Below are 18,295 nucleotides of genomic sequence, written 5' to 3' on the forward strand. Positions count from 1 at the left end.
CCATGTCCGCAATCCCTCTTTCCACCCCTGAAACCGTCGAGGAACAACCGGTCAGCCTGTGGCGCGACGCCTGGTATCGGCTGAAGCGCAACAAGCTCGCCGTCTTCGGTCTCGTCATCGTGCTGATCCTCGCTTTCACGGCGATCTTCGGGCCTTACCTGACGCCCTATGACTATCTCGGCCAGGACCTCAACGCCCGCAACGCCCTGCCATCGATGAGCCATCTCTTCGGAACCGACGATCTCGGCCGCGACGTCTTCAGCCGCGTGGTCTTCGGCACGCGGACCGCTTTCCTCGTCGCCGTTATCGTCACCTTCTTCGCGGTGCTGATCGGTCTCACTCTGGGTGCCGTGGCCGGGTTCTTCGGCAATCCCTTCGATCGTGTCATCATGTGGCTGACCGACGTGACCATGTCGGTTCCCAACCTGCTGCTCGTCGTCGTCATCAACGCTTCGCTGAAATCGCCGATCACCCGCTGGATGGAGGCGCGTTACCTCGAGACCCTCAATCCCTTCTACCGCCAGACGATATGGGTGGATTTCATCCTGGTCTTCGGGTCGATGGCGCTGATTTCCTGGCCGCCCTATGCCCGTCTTGTGCGCGCCCAGGTGCTGTCGATCCGCAGCCGGCCGTATATCACCGCGGCCCAGGCGCTCGGCCTGTCGAACTGGGTCATCATCAAGCGTTATGTCGTGCCGAATGCGCTTGGTCCGCTGATCGTCTCGGTCAGCGCCGGTCTCGGCACGGCGATGGTTCTGGAAAGCGCCTTCAGCTTCCTCGGCGTCGGCGTCAACCCGCCGACACCAAGCTGGGGCAACATGATCTCGGACGGCCTTCGCGTCTGGCAGCATTATCCGCATCTTCTCGCCGCTCCGGCGGCCGTGCTCGGCCTTGCCTCGGTTGCCTTCAGCTTCCTCGGCGACGGCCTCAACGACGCGCTCAATCCGCGGGGCAGCAAATGATGGACACGCAAAACAGAGAACGCCTGCTCGATGTCAGGAACCTCACCGTCGAGATCGACGGCCGCAATGGCCCGGCCGTCGTTGTCGACGGCATCGATCTCCATGTCGACAAGGGCGAGACGCTGGGTGTCGTCGGCGAATCCGGCTGCGGCAAGAGCCTCACCATGCTTAGCCTGATGCGCCTCCTGCCGAACAAGATCAAGGTCGCCAAGGGCACCGCGACCTTCGACGGTCGCGATCTGCAGACGATGTCGAATGGCGAGCTGCGCAAGGTGCGCGGCGGCGATATCGGCTTCGTCTTCCAGGATCCGATGACCTCGCTCAATCCCGTCATGCGCGTCGGCGACCAGATCTGCGAGCCGTTGATCTATCACCGCAAAATGAAAAAGGCTGCGGCCCGCGCCCGAGCCGTCGAGCTTCTGCGCCTCGTCGGTATTCCCGGCCCGGAAGAACGGCTGCAGGCCTTTCCACACGAACTCTCCGGCGGCATGCGCCAGCGCGTGATGATCGCCATCGGCCTTGCCTGCAATCCCAAACTGTTGATCGCCGATGAGCCGACGACGGCGCTGGACGTCACCATCCAGGCCCAGATCGTCGACCTGGTGAAGGATCTGCGCGCTAAGCTTGGCATGTCGGTCGTCTGGATCACCCATGATCTGGCGCTGATCGCCGGTCTCGTCGATCGCGTCGCCGTGCTCTATGCCGGCACGGTCGTCGAGGATGCATCGGTCGACGAGCTCTATGCCCGTCCCAGCCATCCCTACACGCGCGGCCTGCTCTCCTCGATCCCGAAGCTATCAGATCCGCCGGCAAGCCGGTTGAGCTCGATCGGTGGCACGCCGCCGGAGCCCGGCCGCCGGCCGAAGGGCTGCCCGTTTGCGCCGCGCTGCCCGCTTGTGGAGGCGATCTGTCACGAGAAGGTACCGCGGCTCGAACCCTTAAGCGGCAGCAACAATCACCGCGCCGCCTGTTTCGTCGTCCAGAGAATGCAGGAGGCCGCGTGATGGCTGCGCAACCGCTGCTCAAGGTCGAAAACCTGGTCAAGCATTTCCACGTCAAGCTCGGCGCCTTCGGCGAACGCTCGGCGACGGTCTATGCGCTCGACAACGTCAATCTCGATATCATGGAAGGCGAGACGCTGAGCCTCGTCGGCGAATCCGGTTGCGGCAAATCGACGACCGGCTTCACCATCCTCAATCTCTACAAGGCGACCAGCGGCAAGGTGGTCTACAAGGGCCAGGATCTCGCGACGCTGGACGAAAGGCAGATGCGGCCGTTCCGCCGTGACCTGCAAATCGTCTTCCAGGATCCCTATTCGACGCTCAATCCGCGCATGACGGTGGGCGAGGCGATCGGCGAGCCGAACCTCTTCCACAAGCTCTGCACCAAGGCCGAACTCAAGCAAAGGGTGGCGACGCTGCTGACCGATGTCGGCCTGCCCACACGCTTTGCCCAGCGTTACCCGCATGAGCTCTCCGGCGGCCAGCGCCAGCGCGTCGTCATTGCTCGGGCGCTCGCCTGCCAGCCGAAATTCATCGTCTGCGACGAGGCGATCTCGGCGCTGGATGTGTCGATCCAGGCGCAGATCATCAACCTGCTGCTCGATCTGCAGGAAAAATACGGACTGACCTATCTGTTCATCGCCCATGACCTTGCGGTGGTGCGCCATATCAGCACCCGCGTCGGCGTGATGTATCTCGGGCGGCTTGCCGAGCTTGCCACCCGCGAGGAGCTCTTCGACAATCCGCTGCACCCCTATACCAGGGCGCTGCTATCGGCCGTGCCGGAGACCGATCCGGAGCATGAACGCACCCGCCAGCGCCAGATCCTGCAGGGCGACGTGCCGAGCCCGCTGAACCCGCCGTCCGGCTGCCGTTTTCACACCCGTTGCCCGATCGCCATGGATGTCTGCAGCAAGGTCATCCCTGTCTGGAAAGAGGCAAAGCCCGGCCATCTCGTCGCTTGTCACGCCGTCAATACGGAGCAGATTGCATGACGCTGAAGGCCGCAGTCATCGCCGACGATCTGACGGGCGCGCTCGATACCGGCACGCCCTTTGTCGCCGCCGGCCTTTCGGTCGCAGTCGCCGTCGATGTCGGGGCGGCCCGGGATGCGATCGCCACTGGCTGCGACGTCGTGGTCATCAACACCGCTTCGCGCGCGCTTGACGAGCGCCGGGCCCCCGAAAGGATCCGGCTGGCTGTGGAGATGCTTGGCGGCGTGAAGCCGCGCATCGTCATGAAGAAGATCGACTCCCGGCTGAAGGGCAATGTCGCAGCGGAAAGCCTGGCGCTGGCAGCTGCGCTCGGTCTGAAGAACATTCTCGTGGCGCCTGCCATTCCCGATCAGGAGCGCCTGACCTACCGCGGCTGCGTCGTCGGTCGCGGTGTCGACAGACCGCTGCCGATTGCCGATCTGTTCGCGGGTGCTGACAATGTTTTGGTTGCCGATGCCGAAGACGATACCGATCTCGACCAGATCGTCGAGGGTCATGTCTGGCTGACGACGCTTGCCGTCGGCGCGCGCGGCCTCGGCGCGGCATTCGCCCGCCGGCTTGGTGAAACGGGGCGGCGGCCGATGACGGAATTTACGGCAAGCCCGCGCACGCTGTTTGCCTTCGGCTCACGCGATCCGATCACCTCAGCCCAGATGAACCGGCTCGAAGCCTCGGGCGCCTTGCGCATGGTGGTGGATGCGCCGATGGGGCAGATCGAATGCGGGGAGGGCCTGGCGCTGCCGGCGCTGCTGCGCTGCAGCGGCGACATGGCCGCCGATGCGGCGCTCGTCGCCGGTGACTTTGCCGCAGGCGTCAAAAGGGTGATCGACGATACTAGGCCCGATATGCTGATGGTCGGCGGCGGCGATACCGCGCTGGCGGTTTTCCGTTCATTGGGGGTGAGGGTGCTCATGCCGAAGGGCGAAATCGAAGCCGGCATTCCCTGGTTCGATGTCACGGCCGCCGACGGGCGGTCTTTTCGGTGCGCCGTCAAGTCGGGGGGCTTCGGTAAGCCGGATAGTTTGTTAAAACTGGTTCTTCGGAATCAGGCGGCATAAGAGACCGCCGGGGAGAATGACGTGGTTGAAGTGAATAGCGAATCGTTGAACGCGGAAGCCGGCCCGCCGGGCAAGCCCGAACGCGGCAAGGCCGTCAAGCTGGTCGATCGCGTCTTCGATCAACTGCTCGAGCGTATTCGCGGCGGGAACTATCCACCGGATTCACGCCTGCCGGGCGAACATGAACTTGCCTCAATGCTCGGTGTTTCCCGTCCGATCGTGCGCGATGCGCTGGCCCGCCTGCGCGATCAGGGCATGGTCTATGCAAGGCAGGGCGCCGGCACCTTCGTCAGCGCCCATGGCTCGCCGACGACGCAGCTCGCCTATTCGCCGGTCAAGACCATCGCCGACATTCAGCGCTGCTACGAATTCCGCCTGACCATCGAACCGGCCGCGGCCTATTTCGCTGCCAAGCGCCGCAATGAGCAGGCGATTCAGAAAATCGCCAGCGCCCTTGCCGATCTGCGCGAGGCGACCAGCCACCAGCTTCACCGCACCGATGCCGATTTCATCTTCCACCGCACTGTGACGGAGGCAGCCAACAATCACTATTACACGGCTTCCATCGATGCGCTGAAGGCGCATATCGCCGTCGGCATGCATCTCCACGGCCTTTCCCTGCTCGGCCCCCGCCAGGGGCTGGAACAGGTCTATGAAGAGCATAACGCAATCTACAGGGCGATCGCCGATGGCCGGGCCGACGACGCGCAAAGGCTGATGAAGGCGCATCTCGAAGGCTCCCGCGACCGTCTGTTCGAGGGTAGGGCGCTCGATTTGTCGTTTTGAGTCCACCACGGAGAATTGCCGGGCGGTTGCTCGGGCGCCCTCGGATACCTTAAATCAATAACGGAAAACGATTACGCCCTTTGCGGCATGAGTTCCGTCGGGCGCCGTTCAATGACGGTCGGTCCATCCCGACCTTCTAATTAAGTGACCTCTAGAACCCGCATCCATTTTTATAATTATTCTTAATGGGAAGATGGTTCACTCCAGGAAATTTCAGGAGTGGCTTTTATGCTGGCGGTCTTTCGAATTATCGTCGTAGCTTGGATATTGATGCCAGCGGCCGCACTCGCGGCTGCTGACGACTGGCGGGTCGTCAAGGCGACCGACCAGGTGACGTATTCAATCGACGAAACACACTGGATGAGTTTACGCGCTGGCGACGTGGTTCCGAACCGAGCCTCCGTTTCGACCGGCCCGCATGGGCGAGTTCAACTTTCCAGAGGTGTCGAGAACATTACCTTTCATCCCAACACCCGTGCCTCCATCACGACCACCGGTGTTCTGTCCAGGAAGACCGAGGTCCTCCAGCAAATCGGCGCGCTAGACCTTGAAATCGAGAAACGAAGCCAACCCCATACGACTGTACAAACACCCTACCTTGCGGCCGTCGTCAAAGGAACGATCTTCCACGTGACCGTCGGCAAGACGAAGGCATCCGTTTCGGTGGATCGCGGCTTGGTCCAGGTCACCTCATTCGACCGAGGACAGCAGTCGAATGTCGGGCCGCGTCAGAGCGTGACCGTCGACAATAAGACCGGTATGACGGTCGGCGGCCAGCGATCCAGACCCCAAATCACGTCGGTCGAACCCACGGTGGCTAAGGTTCCAGCGCTCGGTACCACGAAACTCGCGGGCGAAACAAAAGCATCCGGCGCCAAGAGCACGTCTTCGGCTGCGGGCAAAGGCAGCAGTTCCAGCGCAAGCAACGCTGGCAATAACGCGGATAGCAAGGGTAACAGCAGTTCAGGCAGCAGCGGCAACTCCGGCAGCAACGGCAACGGCAAATCTGGTGGGAATGGAAACGGCAATTCGAGTGGTAGCGGTAACGGTAGGAATGGAAGCGGCGGGGGCAACGGAAATTCCAGTGGCAACGACAATTCCGGCGGACACGGTAAAGGCAAGGACAAGTGAGGGTCCTTGTGCAGGAGCGTCGATTGCAGCGGTGACCTGCGTTTGAAGATCAGGTTGGAACTTCAAGCGTGAACACCGTCCGCGACTCATCGGACACTACTTTCAACCGGCCGCCATGGGCCTTTGCAATTTCACTGGCGATATAAAGGCCAAGTCCGAGCCCCTGCTTGCCGCCATCTGCGACCCTGGTGAAGGGCAGAAATAACCGTTCGACGGCGTCGGCCGGTATCGGTTCACCGGCGTTTGCCACCGAGAGTTCGAACCCCGCCCCCTTCGATCGGGCAGTGATTGTTATCGGGCCGTCCGGGGCGCCGTGTGCGACAGCGTTGGCAAGAAGGTTTGACGTGAGCTGGGCGAGCTTCGGACCGTCGCACATGATCGGCAGTGGGAGTTCGACATCCGCGTCGATCGTTCTGCCGGGACGGGCTCGGGAAATCTCGTTGACAACCTGAAGCAGGACCGTGGCCAAATCCGTCTCGCACAGCCTCACAGGGATCCCGCCGCCAAGCCGCCCGCGAGCAAAATCCATGATGTCGTCGATGAGCCCGCTCATTCTCTTAACCGTCGCCTCCACAAGCGACACAATCGTTTCCTGCTGCTCGTTGAGGGGGGATCTGGCGATCGCGCGCATGCCGCCATCGATCGCGGCGAGCGGATTTCTGAGATCGTGACCAAGAACAGCGATGAACTGCTCGCGAAGCGCTGCCGTCTCCCGTTCGTCCAGGAGCGTGCCCTCCACCGTCGCAAGGGCGTCGCGCGCCTGCTTGCCGGCCTGCCGCAGGTTTTGCTCGTATGCCATCCGGTGCGTTGCTCGGATCACGGTGAGCCGGAGAAAGAGCGGTTGCCCCGCGGCATCGCGCTGCTCAAAGCCGTTGATCAGAACTGGGATCTTGCCTCCGCTGGAGCTTCGCATCTCCAGCATGATTTCTTCGAACTCACCCTGCATCCTAAGCATGGGGGCGAGGTGGGTCTCGAGATAGATACTGCCCCCGACGGTCAGCAGCTCGGAGAGGCGTTTGCCCACCAGTTCCTGCACCGTGTGGCCAAGCCACCTGGCAAGCCGACCATTCGCTCGAAGGACGATACCCCCGGGCGACACGACGAGATTGCCCGCCATCGTATTTTCGAAGAGGTTCTCGAAGTCGTCCTGAAGGCTCTTCGGCGCCGCGTGATCCATCTCAAGCGGCCTCTGCAAGGAAGTTTTCGATAGCGGCAATCGTCTCCTTGGGTGCACTCAGATTGGGGCAGTGGCCGGTCGCCTTCATCACCACCAAGCTGCTCTTCAGAAGCTGCCTGTGCAGGTACTCGCCGACCTCAATCGGGGCAATCACGTCGCTTGAACATTGAAGGATCAGTGTCGGGGTGTCGAAGCCCTGTAGGAGTTTCCTGCAGTCTGACAGAAAGGTCGTGCGGGCGAAATGCCGCGCGATCTCTGGATCCGTCCTGCAGAAGCTCTCCGTCAACTCCTCGGCGAGCCCGGGTCTGTCCGGATTGCCCATGATGACGGGCGCCATCGCACCGGACCATCCTAGGTGATTGGAATCCAGAAAGTCCATCAGCTCCTCTATCTGACCCTGCGAGAAGCCGCCGACATAGCCGTCGCTGTCGATATAACAGGGGGAGGGGCCGACCATGACAAGCGACTTGAAGAGATCAGGACGCTTCTTAGCCGCGATCAGTCCGACCATGGCGCTGACCGAATGGCCGACGAAGACGACCTTCTTCAGCGATAGGGCATCGATAATCTCCACGACGTCGTCCGCATAGCCATCGAGGGTGGCATACTTTTCGAAGGAGTAGGCCTTCAGGTCCGACTTGCCGGCACCGACATTGTCGAACAAAACGACGGGTATTTGCCCTCAAAGGTCGGAGCCACGAACCGCCACATGTTGCTGTCGCAGCCAAACCCGTGGGCGAAAACCATTGCTTCGTCGCCCGCGCCGCGCACGACTACATTATTTCTGCCGATGACATCCATCAGGACAACATAAGCCAACGGTCACAAAAAGATAGCTTGATAAAACGCCGCACAGGTTGACTGCAATCGCATTTGAACTTGCATGACTTTTTCGGCGTGGCTTCACCGACGTCAGCCAGAAAGGATCGAATCTGGCAGTTATGTTTCAGCCGCGGAACCCCTGAACATTGTATTGTTTTGGGCAACGGGGACAGATCGAGCGAGATCGGAATGACGATCAAGATACTCGTGGTGAAGGATGAGCCGCTCCTTCAAATGGCGGCGGTAAATCTCGTCGAAGACGCTGGTTTCGAAGCGCTGGAAGCCGGTGACGGCGAAGAGCCGCTCGCTCTCCTCGAAGCCGTTTCTGACATCCGATTTTGAGCGATATGAGATGCCGCAGATGGATGGCGTTTGCCTTGGCGATTGCAGTCCGCGAGCGTTGGCCGCCCATCGAAATCGTCGTCGTTTCCGACAAGGCCACGACAGCTGTCGCCGCTCTGCCGGGACGCGGCGTTTTGTTTTACCATATGATTTGGTGCGTTATGGACACTTGATAAGGCTGGCAGCCTAGGTGCAGTTGCAGAAGGTGCGTCATCGACGCATCTTTTTTGAATCTTGCGCGTTTCATCGTCTTCAAATGGAGGAGACGGCAATGTCCAAACGCGAAATGGTCGATACCGGCTCTGACAAGCGGTACGTGCGCCGCGATCCGAAGGGCCGCTTCAGTACGTCCGTCGATGTCGGACGATCCCTTTCCGCTGACAAACGCCACAAGGCCAAGGGCGATGCGAAGCCGGGAGAGGGCGATCGCGGCGATCATCGCTCCAAAAAGCATTGACCTTCGGCGGCCCAGGCGTGTCAACAATATCGTTAAGAGACCTCGCGGCGCCCGAATGCGAAGCGCTGCTAGAGAAACTGGCCCTCACGCTTGAGCGGAATGCAGATTGGGCAGCGACCGAGGGCGACGACGAGTTGGAGGCGCTAATGCGCGTGGTCGGATCGGGCATCCTGTCAGTGGCACACGATTTGGCCGCAGCCGACATCTTCCTGGTTGAGGATGTAGCTGCTCGGGCTGTCAGTTTGATCGCCACGTTTCATGTCAAGTATCCGCACTATCCCATCGGGCCAAACCTGCACTGAGGGGCGGAAGGCTAAGAATGCGCAAGGGCCGCAGAAGGTCAAAGCCGATCAATCGCCGTCGACCTGACGACGATCTCGTTTTGCTCGAAGCGGATCTCCAATGCCTTACGGTAGGATGTCCACCATTCCCGGTCGAGAGCGTCCGCCATGACTTCGACGACGATGATACGATCTTTCTCGATGGCACCACCCTCACTCCATAAGCCCTCCGCCGGAGCGTTGACGTAAAGCGTTGCGCCGCCGAACTTGTCGGTCAGCTCGCTGCGCACGGCGTCAAACCGGCTATGAGCATCGCTGTCCGGTGCCGGGAGGAGGATCTCAATCAGATATTTAGTCATCAGCGATGAAACCACACGCAGGTTGGATCGGTTCTGAAGGCCAGATTCACGACATAAGTGCTCAGCCATAGCCGCCTAAACCTGGTTAATATGCCAGGCGTCCCCACGTCGGATCCCATTCCACCCCTTCCACGAGTTCGATGAAGACGGGGTGGTTGCTGTTGCCATTGTGGGACTCTGCCAGCTTAAACGCCGCCTCGGGTTCCATCTCCTCGCCGGGAAATATCGTGTCGTCTTGGTCCTCGTCCGCCACCTTGCGAACATAGCCTCGGATCTCGTTGCCCGAGTGGTAGAATTTAACGATCAACGAGCCTGCCGGGGCGACACCTGAGTAATAGCGCACATATTCCGACGTCGCCGCTGCGGGATCGACGGTGACGTCACCGGCTCTATTCCAATGAGCACGATCTTGGCCGGCCGGACGACCTTCGCTTTCCCAAATCCGGTAGGCGCGGGTTCTTCTCTCTTCGTCGTTCATCATCGACCTCCGACAGGGGCCCTGGATCCTCTTGGGCGAACCTCGGCATCTCAAGACACCGAGGCTTTATTGCTGACTATTTGTTTAGTTCCTTGGCCATCTGCAGATGATGTTCGAGAGCAGGGCGCGTCTTTGCCGCCCAGGCCTTTAGCTCCGGGTTGTCACCTTCATCGCCATAGCGCTTGAAGAGGTCGACCGCATCTTCATGAGCAGCTTCCTGATCCGAATGATACTGCTTGTTGAAATCTTCTCCCTTCAGGCCGTTCAGCTTGTCCAGCATGCTTTGCTGAGCTGACGTCATAGCGCTGGGAAGGGTGGCCTTGACCTTGCCGCCGGAGACCAGTGCTTTCAGCTCGCCGCTGGTCTTCTGATGGTCGGCGACCATCTGCTGCGCAAACGCTTTTGTCGCATCGTCGCCCCGTTCGGCAGCCAGTTTGCTAGAAGCAACTTCGAACATGTCGCTTGCGGCTGCTTCCTTCACGAAATCCTCGGTTTTCGGCGGAACGCCCATCAAGGAATTGACGCCAGTCTTTTCGGCGGCCGATTGCGCGAAGGCGGGAACGGCGAGCGAGAGGGCAAGTGAGGCAATGATAAAGCGGTTCATCGGGATCTCCTGGGTTGATCACCGCTAAACTATTGGACAAGCCGAGAGTTCCCGTCGTTCCGGAAAGCTTTATCAAAGGCGGAAGAAGGCTCATCTGTCAGCAGGCTTTTGCTTCTTGATGATGCTGATGTTGCCGCTCACCTCGAGGATCGCAAACTTGATCTCCGTTACGCTTTCGATGCCTTCCTGGCTTCGTGCCGCTTCCATGACGTCTTCTTTCTGGAGGCGGGAGCCTTTGAGGGCGCGTTCGTCGTAAACACCGTCCGCCACGAGGACGGTCGGCACGCCATCGACGATATGCGCTGCTGGCGGCCACCATCTCTTGACATAAGAAAGGCCGATATCTGTGGTGAATAGTGTAAGGATCAAGATGACGGCGTTGGTGATGGAGAAATCGTCCCCCAACATCGCCTGCTGTGTGGTTTCGGAGATTACCAGCACGATCACCAGATCGAACGGCGTCATTTGCGCCAAAGTCCGCCTTCCCGACAGGCGAATGATCACCAGCAGTGTGAAATAGATTGCCAATCCGCGTAATACCGCATCCACGTTGTCGCCCTCACGGAAAGATGAAAGTCGATTGCGTCCGGGTCTCTTCGCCGATGCCGAGGGTGGCGCGGCGGGAGCCGAGGAGATGTGTCTGCAGACGGAACACGACCTGCGTCGGTCTTGCCGGATCGCCGGGGAACAAATAGCCTATCCTACCGTCGCGCGCGAAGGTTGCTCTTTGCGGCGGGTCGACGCCCTCGACTGAAAAGGTTTGAAGAAAATCGGCATCAATCGTGAAGATCCTGTCTTCAGATGACGGCTGGAAGTTGACCACCATATCATCTGGAGCGTTCCATCGAGAGATAACGGGAAAGTCGATGGAGCCATCGGCAAAAAACAGCATTTGACGCGAGAACAGGCCGCCTCTCCCGAGCAAACCCAGCAGGCAGGCCAGCAGAAGAAGAACAAAGACGATCCACGAGATGCGTTGAACTGCCCAGAACCGTCGCTGGAATTTGCCATGATCGAGCACACCTTCGGGCAACTCAGGCGACCTTTGTCTTTCTCCCATGCGCTCTCTCTGCTGGTTTAGCGGAGAACTTTGCTCCGGTGCATTAGTTCCCCGCAACGGGACGGCCGCAGTGTACATCGGATGTGTAGCAGTCCAGGCGTCTTCGCCAATCAAAGGAACGAAGCGCACCCCGCCGAGATCCTCCTCCTCGAACGTGTCGACCCCGGTGCGCGTGAAACGTTTCAGGCGCTGGCTATCGCCGCGGCCGACCGGGATAATAAGCCGCCCTCCGAGCTCCAACTGCTCCTTCAAGGCCGATGGCACCTCGGGTGGGCTCGCAGAAACGATAATTGCATTGAACGGAGCGGCCTCTGCCCATCCCATGCTGCCGTCGCCGATACGGACGGCGATGTTGTGATATCCGAGCGTCCGGAACCTGTCCCGGGCCCGAAGCGCCAGCTGCTCATGGCGCTCGATGGAATAGACACGCTTTGCTATCAAGCTGATGACGGCCGAAGCATAGCCGGAGCCCGTCCCAACCTCGAGCACTTTGTCGTCGCAATCCAACCCGGCCTTTTCGACCATCAAACCGACGATAAACGGCTGCGAAATGGTCTGGCCCTCGCCGATCGAAAGCGGTGCATCCTCGTAGGCAGATTCCGCAAAGCATGGATCAACGAATTTTTCGCGCGGCACTGTGCGCATGGCGCTGATGACCTGTCGATCGTGTATACCACGCCGCGTTAGTTGCTGGTCGACCATGTGATCTCGGATGCGGCTCATATCCATCGATCAACTCCACCGTCATCGGTCGCAAATTTGCGGAATTTCCTGCCCAGTCGCCAAAAGGTCGCGACGCAACGTAACGCTCTGACGGGCTGCGTCATCTCGGCTTTCTGCTCCTCGTCAATCTCCAGTCCCCGAACAAATGGCCTGGTCGCGCCGAAAGGTCCTGTCGAGTGGCGGGATCCGAAAATGCGCCAGCCGAGCGCTGGCACTGTCAAAAGTCGACCTGGCTGGTGCTAGGTCAAATATTGCGCGCAAACTTGCGCAGGTTCCAGAGGTCCTAAATACTCGGGGCGGGCAAAACTGGTCAAGCTCAGTGGTCCCCGCTGACGGTTGCGACAGATCCTTGGCGGCGATATCGGGAAGAGCGGGTGGCGACATGAGCGGTGTTGCCCCTTCCGTCGAGGGAACTTCGTGCGAGGAGTGAAGTTGGAGAGGCAATAGCAAAGAGGCGCCGAATGTCTGTCAATCCACTCTTAAGCGAGCCTGTCGAGGATTTTGCCGTTCGGCTGGAGGCAATGACGGACGAGGAGTTGTTCACAACCATGAACAGCCTCGAAGAAGCAAGCGAAGCGGCCGAGGATGCAGAAGAGACCCTTGCCCGGATTGCTTTGAGCGAAACTGAGATCGAGCGTCGCTATCCCGGCGAACTGCTCGCCCCTTATCGCAATTGGAAGCAAAGACAACCGTTGTTGTGACCGTTTCGGTCATGGGCGGGTTACGAAAACTATCAACAGACGGAGGTACCGATGAGCAGTTCCGAGACCACGACGGACCACAAGAAGATCCAGACATGGGCGGAGAAAAGAGACGGTAAGCCGGCAGTTATCCGCAGCGGCGGCAAGGGCGGTGTACTGCGCATCGATTTTGGGGAAAAGGAAGAGGAATTCGACGAGATCGGCTGGGACGAATTCTTCAAGATCTTCGATGAGAACAAGCTGGCGTTTCTCTACCAGGACAAGACTAAGGACGGGAAGACCAGTCGATTCAACAAATTCGTCGAGCGCAGTTAGCAAGCTGAATGGCGATGCGGAGATTTGATCGCCGCGTCGCCGCCACGGTGCGGTCTATTTTGTGCCCGAATCCGGCTCTGCCATCTTCGAATGCTGGTGGGCCAGAATGCTTGCCGGCGTGACATTGGCAACGGCTGCCTGCAATTTGTTCTTCCAGCCGCTGACGACATCGCCTTCGCCGTCTATCAACGCATCATAGCCGATCCGTGCGACCTCGCCGGCATCGTCCTTTTTCGCTTGGCCGATCGCCGTGTCCATCAGCCCGGCCCGCTTGAAAAATTCGGTTTCCGTTGCCCCCGGCATGAGGCAGCTGACGGTCACACCCGATTCCTTCAATTCCTCCCGCAAGGCAAAGGAGAAGCTGTTAATGAAGGCTTTGGTAGCGTTATAGACCGCCTGATAGGAACCAGGCATGAACCCGGCGATCGAGCCCGTCAGCAGGATGCGGCCTTGGCCGCGGCTGCGCATCTGGTTGCCGATCGCATGGATCAGATAGATCGTGCCGGTGATGTTGGTATCGACGACCTTGCGCGCCTCGCCGAAGTTCTGGTCGAGGAAGCCCTTGCCGAGGCCGCAGCCGGCATTGGCCATCAGCAGATCGACGGACCGGCCGCTGGCGGTGATGCGCTCGACGAGCCGATCCACGCCTTCGAGCGTCGAAAGGTCGGCTTCGACGGCATCGACGGTCGTGCCGAAATCCTTGAGATTTGCTGCCGCCAAGTTGATGCGCTCCTCATCGGCGGCAATGATGAGATCATAGCCGTCCTGCGCCGCGCATTTCGCCAGTTCGTAGCCAATGCCGGTGGATGCGCCGGTGACGACGGCGAGGCCTTTGCCTGATTGACTTTGAGCCATGATGCGTCTCCTCTAAGGTTTCAGAACGACCTTGATGCATCCGTCCTGCTTGTCGCGGAATGTCTTGTAGAGAGCCGGACCATCTTCCAGCGTGCCGCGGTGGGTAATGACGAAGGAGGGATCGATTTCCCCTTCTTGGATACGCTTCATCAAGATCGGCAGATAATGCTGAACCGGCGTCTGAGCCATCTTGAATGTCAGGCCGCGATTGATCGCTGAACCCATCGGGATTTTGTCGAGTAAACCGCCATAGACGCCGACGATCGAGACCGTGCCGAAGTTGCGGCAGCAGTGGATGGCCTGGCGCAGCACGTGCGGACGGTCGGTTCCCATGAACATTGCGACCTTGATGCGGTCGAGGCGGGAGTCCCAGCTGGCGGCGGCTTCGGCTTCTGTTCCAACGGCGTCGATGCAGGCGTCGGCGCCACGACCATCGGTTAATTCCATGATTTGATCGTAGATGTCCTTATCCATGAAGTCGATTGGGATGGCTCCGGCCGCTTTCGCCAGCGCCATGCGCTCAGGCACGGCGTCGATGGCAATGACCCGCGCGGCGCCGAGCAGGAAAGCCGAGCGAATCGCCATTTGGCCGACCGGTCCGCAGCCCCAGATCGCAATCGTATCGCCGGGTTGGATATTACAAAATTCGGCTGCCATGTAGCCGGTCGGGAAAATATCGGAAAGAAAAAGCACCTGCTCGTCGGTAAGCCCGTCCGGCACCTTGATCGGCCCGACATCGGCAAAAGGCACACGCAGATATTCTGCCTGTCCGCCGGCATAGCCGCCGAGCAGATGCGAATAGCCGAAAAGCCCGGCGGGCGAATTGCCCCAGAGTTTGGTGACTTTGGCGCGATCGGGGTTTGAGCGCTCGCAGCCGGAATAGAAGCCGCGCTTGCAGAAGAAACATTCGCCGCAGGAAATGGTGAAGGGCACGACGACGCGGTCGCCGACCTTGAGCTTGGTATTGTCCTTGCCGACCTCGACCACCTCGCCCATGGTCTCGTGCCCCATGATGTCGCCGCTATGCATCTCCGGCATGACACCGTCGTAAAGATGCAGGTCCGATCCGCAGATGGCACAGGCGGTCACCTTTATGATGGCATCGCGCCCGTCCTCAACCTTCGGATCGGGAACGCTGTCGCAGCGAATATCATGCTTGCCATGCCAGGTCAGGGCTCTCACAATGGTTCTCCTTTGGCAATCCTCGACGGCGCTCCAACCCCAACTTTCCGCAAAAGTTCCCGGAGATGCGGAGGATGCCGGCGCATTGATCCGCATGATCGAAGCGAGAAAATCAGGTGGAACACCAGCCGAGATCGCCGAAGAGGCGGTGTTGCGACCATACCTGTTGCGATCGCCGCCCAGGCAACCTGCTAGAACTGTCGCGCCGCCGGAACCTTCACCATCGTCTGTTGTTTGAGTTTCCCCTGGGTTTTGCGTTCGAAGCAAAACCTTCCTGGCCCTTTATTGGAGAATGTCATGAACAGACGCGCAAAAATATCCACCGGGACGAATGCTAGGCCGAGAGACGAGACCATTGCTGAAAGCGGTCCAGGCATTCCAGATGACAGCGGTCGCTTGGTGGAACTGACGGATGCGGAAATAAAACGCGTCGAAGCCTCGCTGCTGCTCGGACGTCGCGACGAGCCGAAGGACGAGCTCGATGAACAGATCGAACTTCCCCAGAGAGGATCGCCGTGAGCAAGGGCAGGAAAGACTGGAATTCGGCTGTGGCAACGAAGCCCCAAAATGCAAACGCGCCACGGCGGATGATGCTCTTCGTCGTCGTAATTTTCCTTCTTGCTTGCCTGGCCGCGCTTGCCTTCACATTGATCACCCATCCCGGCGAACCGGATGAGAAATCACCGACGCCGGCGACGGAGCACGTGCAATGAGCGCGGGTTCGGACAAAGATCCTATCCAGCGGTCCGCAACGTCCCCCGCCGGGAAACGCACCAGGCTCAATGCAGGCAGGGTCGCGCTCATCCTGATCGCAACGGTCGGCGTGGTCGCATTCATCCTCTACGCGACGATCGTCCTCTACGGCCTCGCCAAGGGCACCTAAGGTCGGTCGCTGCTTGCGCGATAGATCCGGTCGACTACCTCCGCAACCGCGATGAACTCTTCACAGGCAACATCGTGACGCTGACCGTGAGCCAGCTGTCTTGCCCAGTCGACGGCTGCCCGTCCGCCCCAATCTTCCGGCGGCAGGGTTAGTGTCTCCCGGGATGTGCCAGACAGCCTCTCGGCGGTAAAATCATAAAACGATCCGTCGACGTTCCGAAACGAGGCGCCGCCTTTTGTTCCAAAGAATTCCGCACCGATGACCGCGTCGCAGCCGGCCTGAAGCCGCCACGAACATGTCAGGCGGATGATTTCGCCGCCGGCGAGCGTCAGCGTCGCAGACGCGAAGTCCTCCACCCCACTGCTGTCTTCAAGCCTTTCTCCGCCCGATCTGAGCTCGCTGGTGACCGTAACGACGGACGGAAAATCGAGACACCACAACGCCAGATCGACAAGATGAACCCCGAGATCGATGACGCAGCCACCGCCGGAAAGGGTCTTGTCGTAGAACCAGGTTTTGTCTGGACCATAGGCATTGTGAAAGGTCAGGTCGGCGGCAAAGACCTTCCCGAGACCGGTTGCGCGGATGATGTCACGGATCTGCTGCAGACCTTGGGTGTGTCGATAGGACAGATCGACGCCCAGCAGCCTGTCGGCCGTCCTGGAGGCATCGACGACAGCCTTCACCTCGGATGCCGTCCGCCCCAGAGGTTTTTGACAGAAGACGGCGACGCCCGCCTCAAGGGCGCGGATCGATTGTCTGGCATGTGCCGCACTCGGCGTCGCAATCACGATGCCGTCGAGCCTTTGGTCAAGCAACTCGTCGAGACCGGCAGCAATCCGGGCATCGGGCGCCAGCATACGGGCCTCCCGGGCCATCTCGGCAGAGGGATCGGCGATGGCGACGGCCTCGGCCATCCCGCTGTCGAGGATCGCTTTCATTCGATGCCGGCCGATCCAACCCACCCCGAGAAAGCCGAGCTTCAATGGTCTGACGGCGGACGCCGCCTTCTTTGCGGACATCAACTCATTCATGAATATTGCACCAGGGCCTTGAGGAAACCATCCGGGCGGTCGCGAGTCGTGTTCAGCGCTTCGTCGAGCCTCTCCAGTGGATAGACATGCGTGTAGAGCGGTTGGGGATTGATCCGCCCCTGGCGCACGGCTTCTATGGCGTCGCGAATACCCTTTATGTAAATCGCGGGATCGCGCTCATGGGCATTGATGACATCGAGGCCGCGCCAGTTCCAAAGCTGCATATTGACCTGGCGAGGCCCGTCCTGATGGTAGCCGGCAATGATCAGCCGGCCCCGTTCCCTGGTAAGCTCGCCAGCCAGATCGAGTGGCCATTGTTTGCCGACCGCTTCGATGACGCAGTCGCAGAAATTACCATCCGTCAGCGTTTTGACGCACTCGATAATGCGCCAATGGTCGTCCATGGAAATGGTTTCGGCCGCTCCCATCTCTCTCGCCACCGCAAGCGAATAGGGCCGGCGCGAAATGGCAATTACCCTTGCTCCGGCGGCTGCGGCAAGCCGGGTGAGCAGGGCGCCGAGAAAGCCTATTCCGATGATGGCGACAGTCTGGCCGCGTTCGATATTGCTGCGGCTGAAGATGTTCATGGCACATCCGAGCGGTTCGCCTGGAAATGGCTTCCCGTCCAATTCGCCAGGCAGTCTTGCAACCATCGAAGCGTCGGCGATATCGTGCGTGGCATAGGCATGGTAGGAAAGAGCGGCAACGCGGTCTCCCAGTTGAAGGCCCGCGACGTCGGCGCCCATGGCGTCGATTGTCCCCCAGCCCTCGTGGCCCAGGCCGCCGGCCTCCGTCGGAAATGTCATCCAATCGGGTCCTGCCCAGGGCGTTAGATTCGACGCGCAGACGCCGCAGCCTTCCAGTTTGATCCTGACCTGGCCGGGACCAGGTTCCGGTAAGGCGCGGGTCTCGACCGAAAGACTGCCGGGGCCGGTGACGATTGCAGCCCGCATGAGCTCTGCCGCGGGTCTTGCCGTAATATCCATCAGATGTCCTCCAGTATGGCACGCCTCGAACTGCAGTGCCGCTGAAGAGTTCCGGGGGAAGTCAAAGAAGTCATAGATGATGAAGTCAATAAAGATGTCATTG

At 59.9% G+C, this 18,295-nt stretch carries 23 protein-coding genes and 1 pseudogene; 13 read left to right on the forward strand and 11 right to left on the reverse strand.

All coding sequences use genetic code 11. The features are described from left to right. Positions 1-2 precede the first annotated feature (2 nt). The 6 genes from CO657_RS35475 (at position 3) to CO657_RS35500 (ending at position 5,933) form a co-directional block, all read left to right on the forward strand. A complete protein-coding gene (locus tag CO657_RS35475; protein ID WP_054184967.1) occupies positions 3-962 on the forward strand; it encodes an ABC transporter permease in 960 nt (319 codons plus the stop codon). Beyond that, positions 959-1,966, forward strand: a complete 1,008-nt coding sequence (locus tag CO657_RS35480; RefSeq protein ID WP_054184966.1) for an ABC transporter ATP-binding protein — start codon at positions 959-961, stop codon at positions 1,964-1,966. The genes CO657_RS35475 and CO657_RS35480 overlap by 4 nt, the downstream gene beginning before the upstream one ends. Beyond that, positions 1,966-2,958 carry an ABC transporter ATP-binding protein gene (locus tag CO657_RS35485; protein ID WP_054184965.1) on the forward strand — a complete coding sequence of 331 codons (993 nt, stop codon included), beginning with the start codon at positions 1,966-1,968 and terminating at the stop codon, positions 2,956-2,958. Before CO657_RS35480 ends, CO657_RS35485 begins: the two co-directional genes overlap by 1 nt. Continuing rightward, on the forward strand, positions 2,955-4,016 hold the full coding sequence (locus CO657_RS35490) for a four-carbon acid sugar kinase family protein (RefSeq protein WP_054184964.1): 1,062 nt from the start codon (positions 2,955-2,957) through the stop codon (positions 4,014-4,016). Before CO657_RS35485 ends, CO657_RS35490 begins: the two co-directional genes overlap by 4 nt. A gap of 21 nt (positions 4,017-4,037) precedes the next feature. Then, positions 4,038-4,802 carry a FadR/GntR family transcriptional regulator gene (locus tag CO657_RS35495; RefSeq protein ID WP_054184963.1) on the forward strand — a complete coding sequence of 255 codons (765 nt, stop codon included), beginning with the start codon at positions 4,038-4,040 and terminating at the stop codon, positions 4,800-4,802. 228 nt (positions 4,803-5,030) lie between these two features. After that, complete coding sequence (locus CO657_RS35500) at positions 5,031-5,933, forward strand: FecR family protein (protein ID WP_054184962.1); 903 nt, start codon at positions 5,031-5,033, stop codon at positions 5,931-5,933. A gap of 49 nt (positions 5,934-5,982) precedes the next feature. On the opposite strand, the gene CO657_RS35505 is transcribed toward CO657_RS35500, so the two are convergent. Both CO657_RS35505 and CO657_RS35510 read right to left on the reverse strand, forming a co-directional pair. Next, entirely contained in the window at positions 5,983-7,110 is a 1,128-nt protein-coding gene (locus CO657_RS35505; protein WP_054185011.1) for a PAS domain-containing sensor histidine kinase, read from the reverse strand. A gap of 1 nt (position 7,111) precedes the next feature. Continuing rightward, positions 7,112-7,911: pseudogene (locus tag CO657_RS35510) on the reverse strand (alpha/beta fold hydrolase). A 210-nt stretch (positions 7,912-8,121) separates the two neighbouring features. Between CO657_RS35510 and CO657_RS37835 the strand changes: the two are divergent. The 3 genes from CO657_RS37835 (at position 8,122) to CO657_RS35525 (ending at position 9,033) form a co-directional block, all read left to right on the forward strand. Then, complete coding sequence (locus CO657_RS37835; protein WP_245293013.1) at positions 8,122-8,274, forward strand: response regulator; 153 nt, start codon at positions 8,122-8,124, stop codon at positions 8,272-8,274. A gap of 271 nt (positions 8,275-8,545) precedes the next feature. Continuing rightward, positions 8,546-8,731: a hypothetical protein gene (locus CO657_RS35520; RefSeq protein ID WP_054184961.1), complete on the forward strand. Its 186-nt coding sequence runs from the start codon at positions 8,546-8,548 to the stop codon at positions 8,729-8,731. Positions 8,732-8,748: 17 nt separating this feature from the next. Further along, positions 8,749-9,033: a hypothetical protein gene (locus tag CO657_RS35525; protein WP_054185010.1), complete on the forward strand. Its 285-nt coding sequence runs from the start codon at positions 8,749-8,751 to the stop codon at positions 9,031-9,033. A gap of 38 nt (positions 9,034-9,071) precedes the next feature. Here CO657_RS35525 and CO657_RS35530 read toward each other — a convergent pair whose 3' ends face one another. From CO657_RS35530 to CO657_RS35550, 5 genes are all read right to left on the reverse strand, one after another. Next, positions 9,072-9,371, reverse strand: a complete 300-nt coding sequence (locus tag CO657_RS35530) for a hypothetical protein (protein ID WP_054184960.1) — start codon at positions 9,369-9,371, stop codon at positions 9,072-9,074. Between the two features lie 85 nt (positions 9,372-9,456). Then, positions 9,457-9,849 carry a DUF2934 domain-containing protein gene (locus tag CO657_RS35535; RefSeq protein WP_082366338.1) on the reverse strand — a complete coding sequence of 131 codons (393 nt, stop codon included), beginning with the start codon at positions 9,847-9,849 and terminating at the stop codon, positions 9,457-9,459. Between the two features lie 76 nt (positions 9,850-9,925). Next, on the reverse strand, positions 9,926-10,453 hold the full coding sequence (locus CO657_RS35540) for a DUF4142 domain-containing protein (RefSeq protein ID WP_054184959.1): 528 nt from the start codon (positions 10,451-10,453) through the stop codon (positions 9,926-9,928). A 90-nt stretch (positions 10,454-10,543) separates the two neighbouring features. After that, positions 10,544-11,002 carry a DUF421 domain-containing protein gene (locus CO657_RS35545; protein ID WP_054184958.1) on the reverse strand — a complete coding sequence of 153 codons (459 nt, stop codon included), beginning with the start codon at positions 11,000-11,002 and terminating at the stop codon, positions 10,544-10,546. 10 nt (positions 11,003-11,012) lie between these two features. Continuing rightward, on the reverse strand, positions 11,013-12,242 hold the full coding sequence (locus CO657_RS35550) for a protein-L-isoaspartate(D-aspartate) O-methyltransferase (RefSeq protein WP_054184957.1): 1,230 nt from the start codon (positions 12,240-12,242) through the stop codon (positions 11,013-11,015). A gap of 455 nt (positions 12,243-12,697) precedes the next feature. Between CO657_RS35550 and CO657_RS35555 the strand changes: the two genes are divergently transcribed. After that, positions 12,698-12,937 carry a hypothetical protein gene (locus tag CO657_RS35555; RefSeq protein WP_054184956.1) on the forward strand — a complete coding sequence of 80 codons (240 nt, stop codon included), beginning with the start codon at positions 12,698-12,700 and terminating at the stop codon, positions 12,935-12,937. A 51-nt stretch (positions 12,938-12,988) separates the two neighbouring features. Beyond that, positions 12,989-13,252, forward strand: coding sequence for a hypothetical protein (locus CO657_RS35560; RefSeq protein ID WP_054184955.1), 264 nt, complete (start codon positions 12,989-12,991; stop codon positions 13,250-13,252). Between the two features lie 54 nt (positions 13,253-13,306). Here the strand turns inward: CO657_RS35560 and CO657_RS35565 are convergent, their stop codons facing one another. Then, positions 13,307-14,107: an SDR family NAD(P)-dependent oxidoreductase gene (locus CO657_RS35565; RefSeq protein ID WP_054184954.1), complete on the reverse strand. Its 801-nt coding sequence runs from the start codon at positions 14,105-14,107 to the stop codon at positions 13,307-13,309. A 12-nt stretch (positions 14,108-14,119) separates the two neighbouring features. Further along, a complete protein-coding gene (locus tag CO657_RS35570; protein ID WP_054184953.1) occupies positions 14,120-15,289 on the reverse strand; it encodes a zinc-dependent alcohol dehydrogenase in 1,170 nt (389 codons plus the stop codon). Positions 15,290-15,586: 297 nt separating this feature from the next. On the opposite strand from CO657_RS35570, the gene CO657_RS35575 reads away from it, so the two are divergent. Beyond that, on the forward strand, positions 15,587-15,808 hold the full coding sequence (locus CO657_RS35575; protein ID WP_054184952.1) for a hypothetical protein: 222 nt from the start codon (positions 15,587-15,589) through the stop codon (positions 15,806-15,808). A gap of 190 nt (positions 15,809-15,998) precedes the next feature. Further along, complete coding sequence (locus CO657_RS37020; protein ID WP_164918708.1) at positions 15,999-16,172, forward strand: hypothetical protein; 174 nt, start codon at positions 15,999-16,001, stop codon at positions 16,170-16,172. Here the strand turns inward: CO657_RS37020 and CO657_RS35580 are convergent. Beyond that, the gene (locus CO657_RS35580) at positions 16,169-17,206 is read right to left on the reverse strand and encodes a Gfo/Idh/MocA family protein (protein ID WP_054184951.1); all 1,038 of its coding nucleotides are present in this window, start codon (positions 17,204-17,206) and stop codon (positions 16,169-16,171) included. The genes CO657_RS37020 and CO657_RS35580 overlap by 4 nt on opposite strands. After that, positions 17,203-18,192 (reverse strand): MDR/zinc-dependent alcohol dehydrogenase-like family protein, encoded by a 990-nt coding sequence (locus CO657_RS35585; RefSeq protein WP_054184950.1) that lies wholly within the window; start codon positions 18,190-18,192, stop codon positions 17,203-17,205. Before CO657_RS35585 ends, CO657_RS35580 begins: the two co-directional genes overlap by 4 nt. Between the last annotated feature and the right edge of the window lie 103 nt (positions 18,193-18,295).

Origin of the sequence: Rhizobium acidisoli, assembly GCF_002531755.2 — a bacterium.
GTDB classification, from domain to species: domain Bacteria; phylum Pseudomonadota; class Alphaproteobacteria; order Rhizobiales; family Rhizobiaceae; genus Rhizobium; species Rhizobium acidisoli.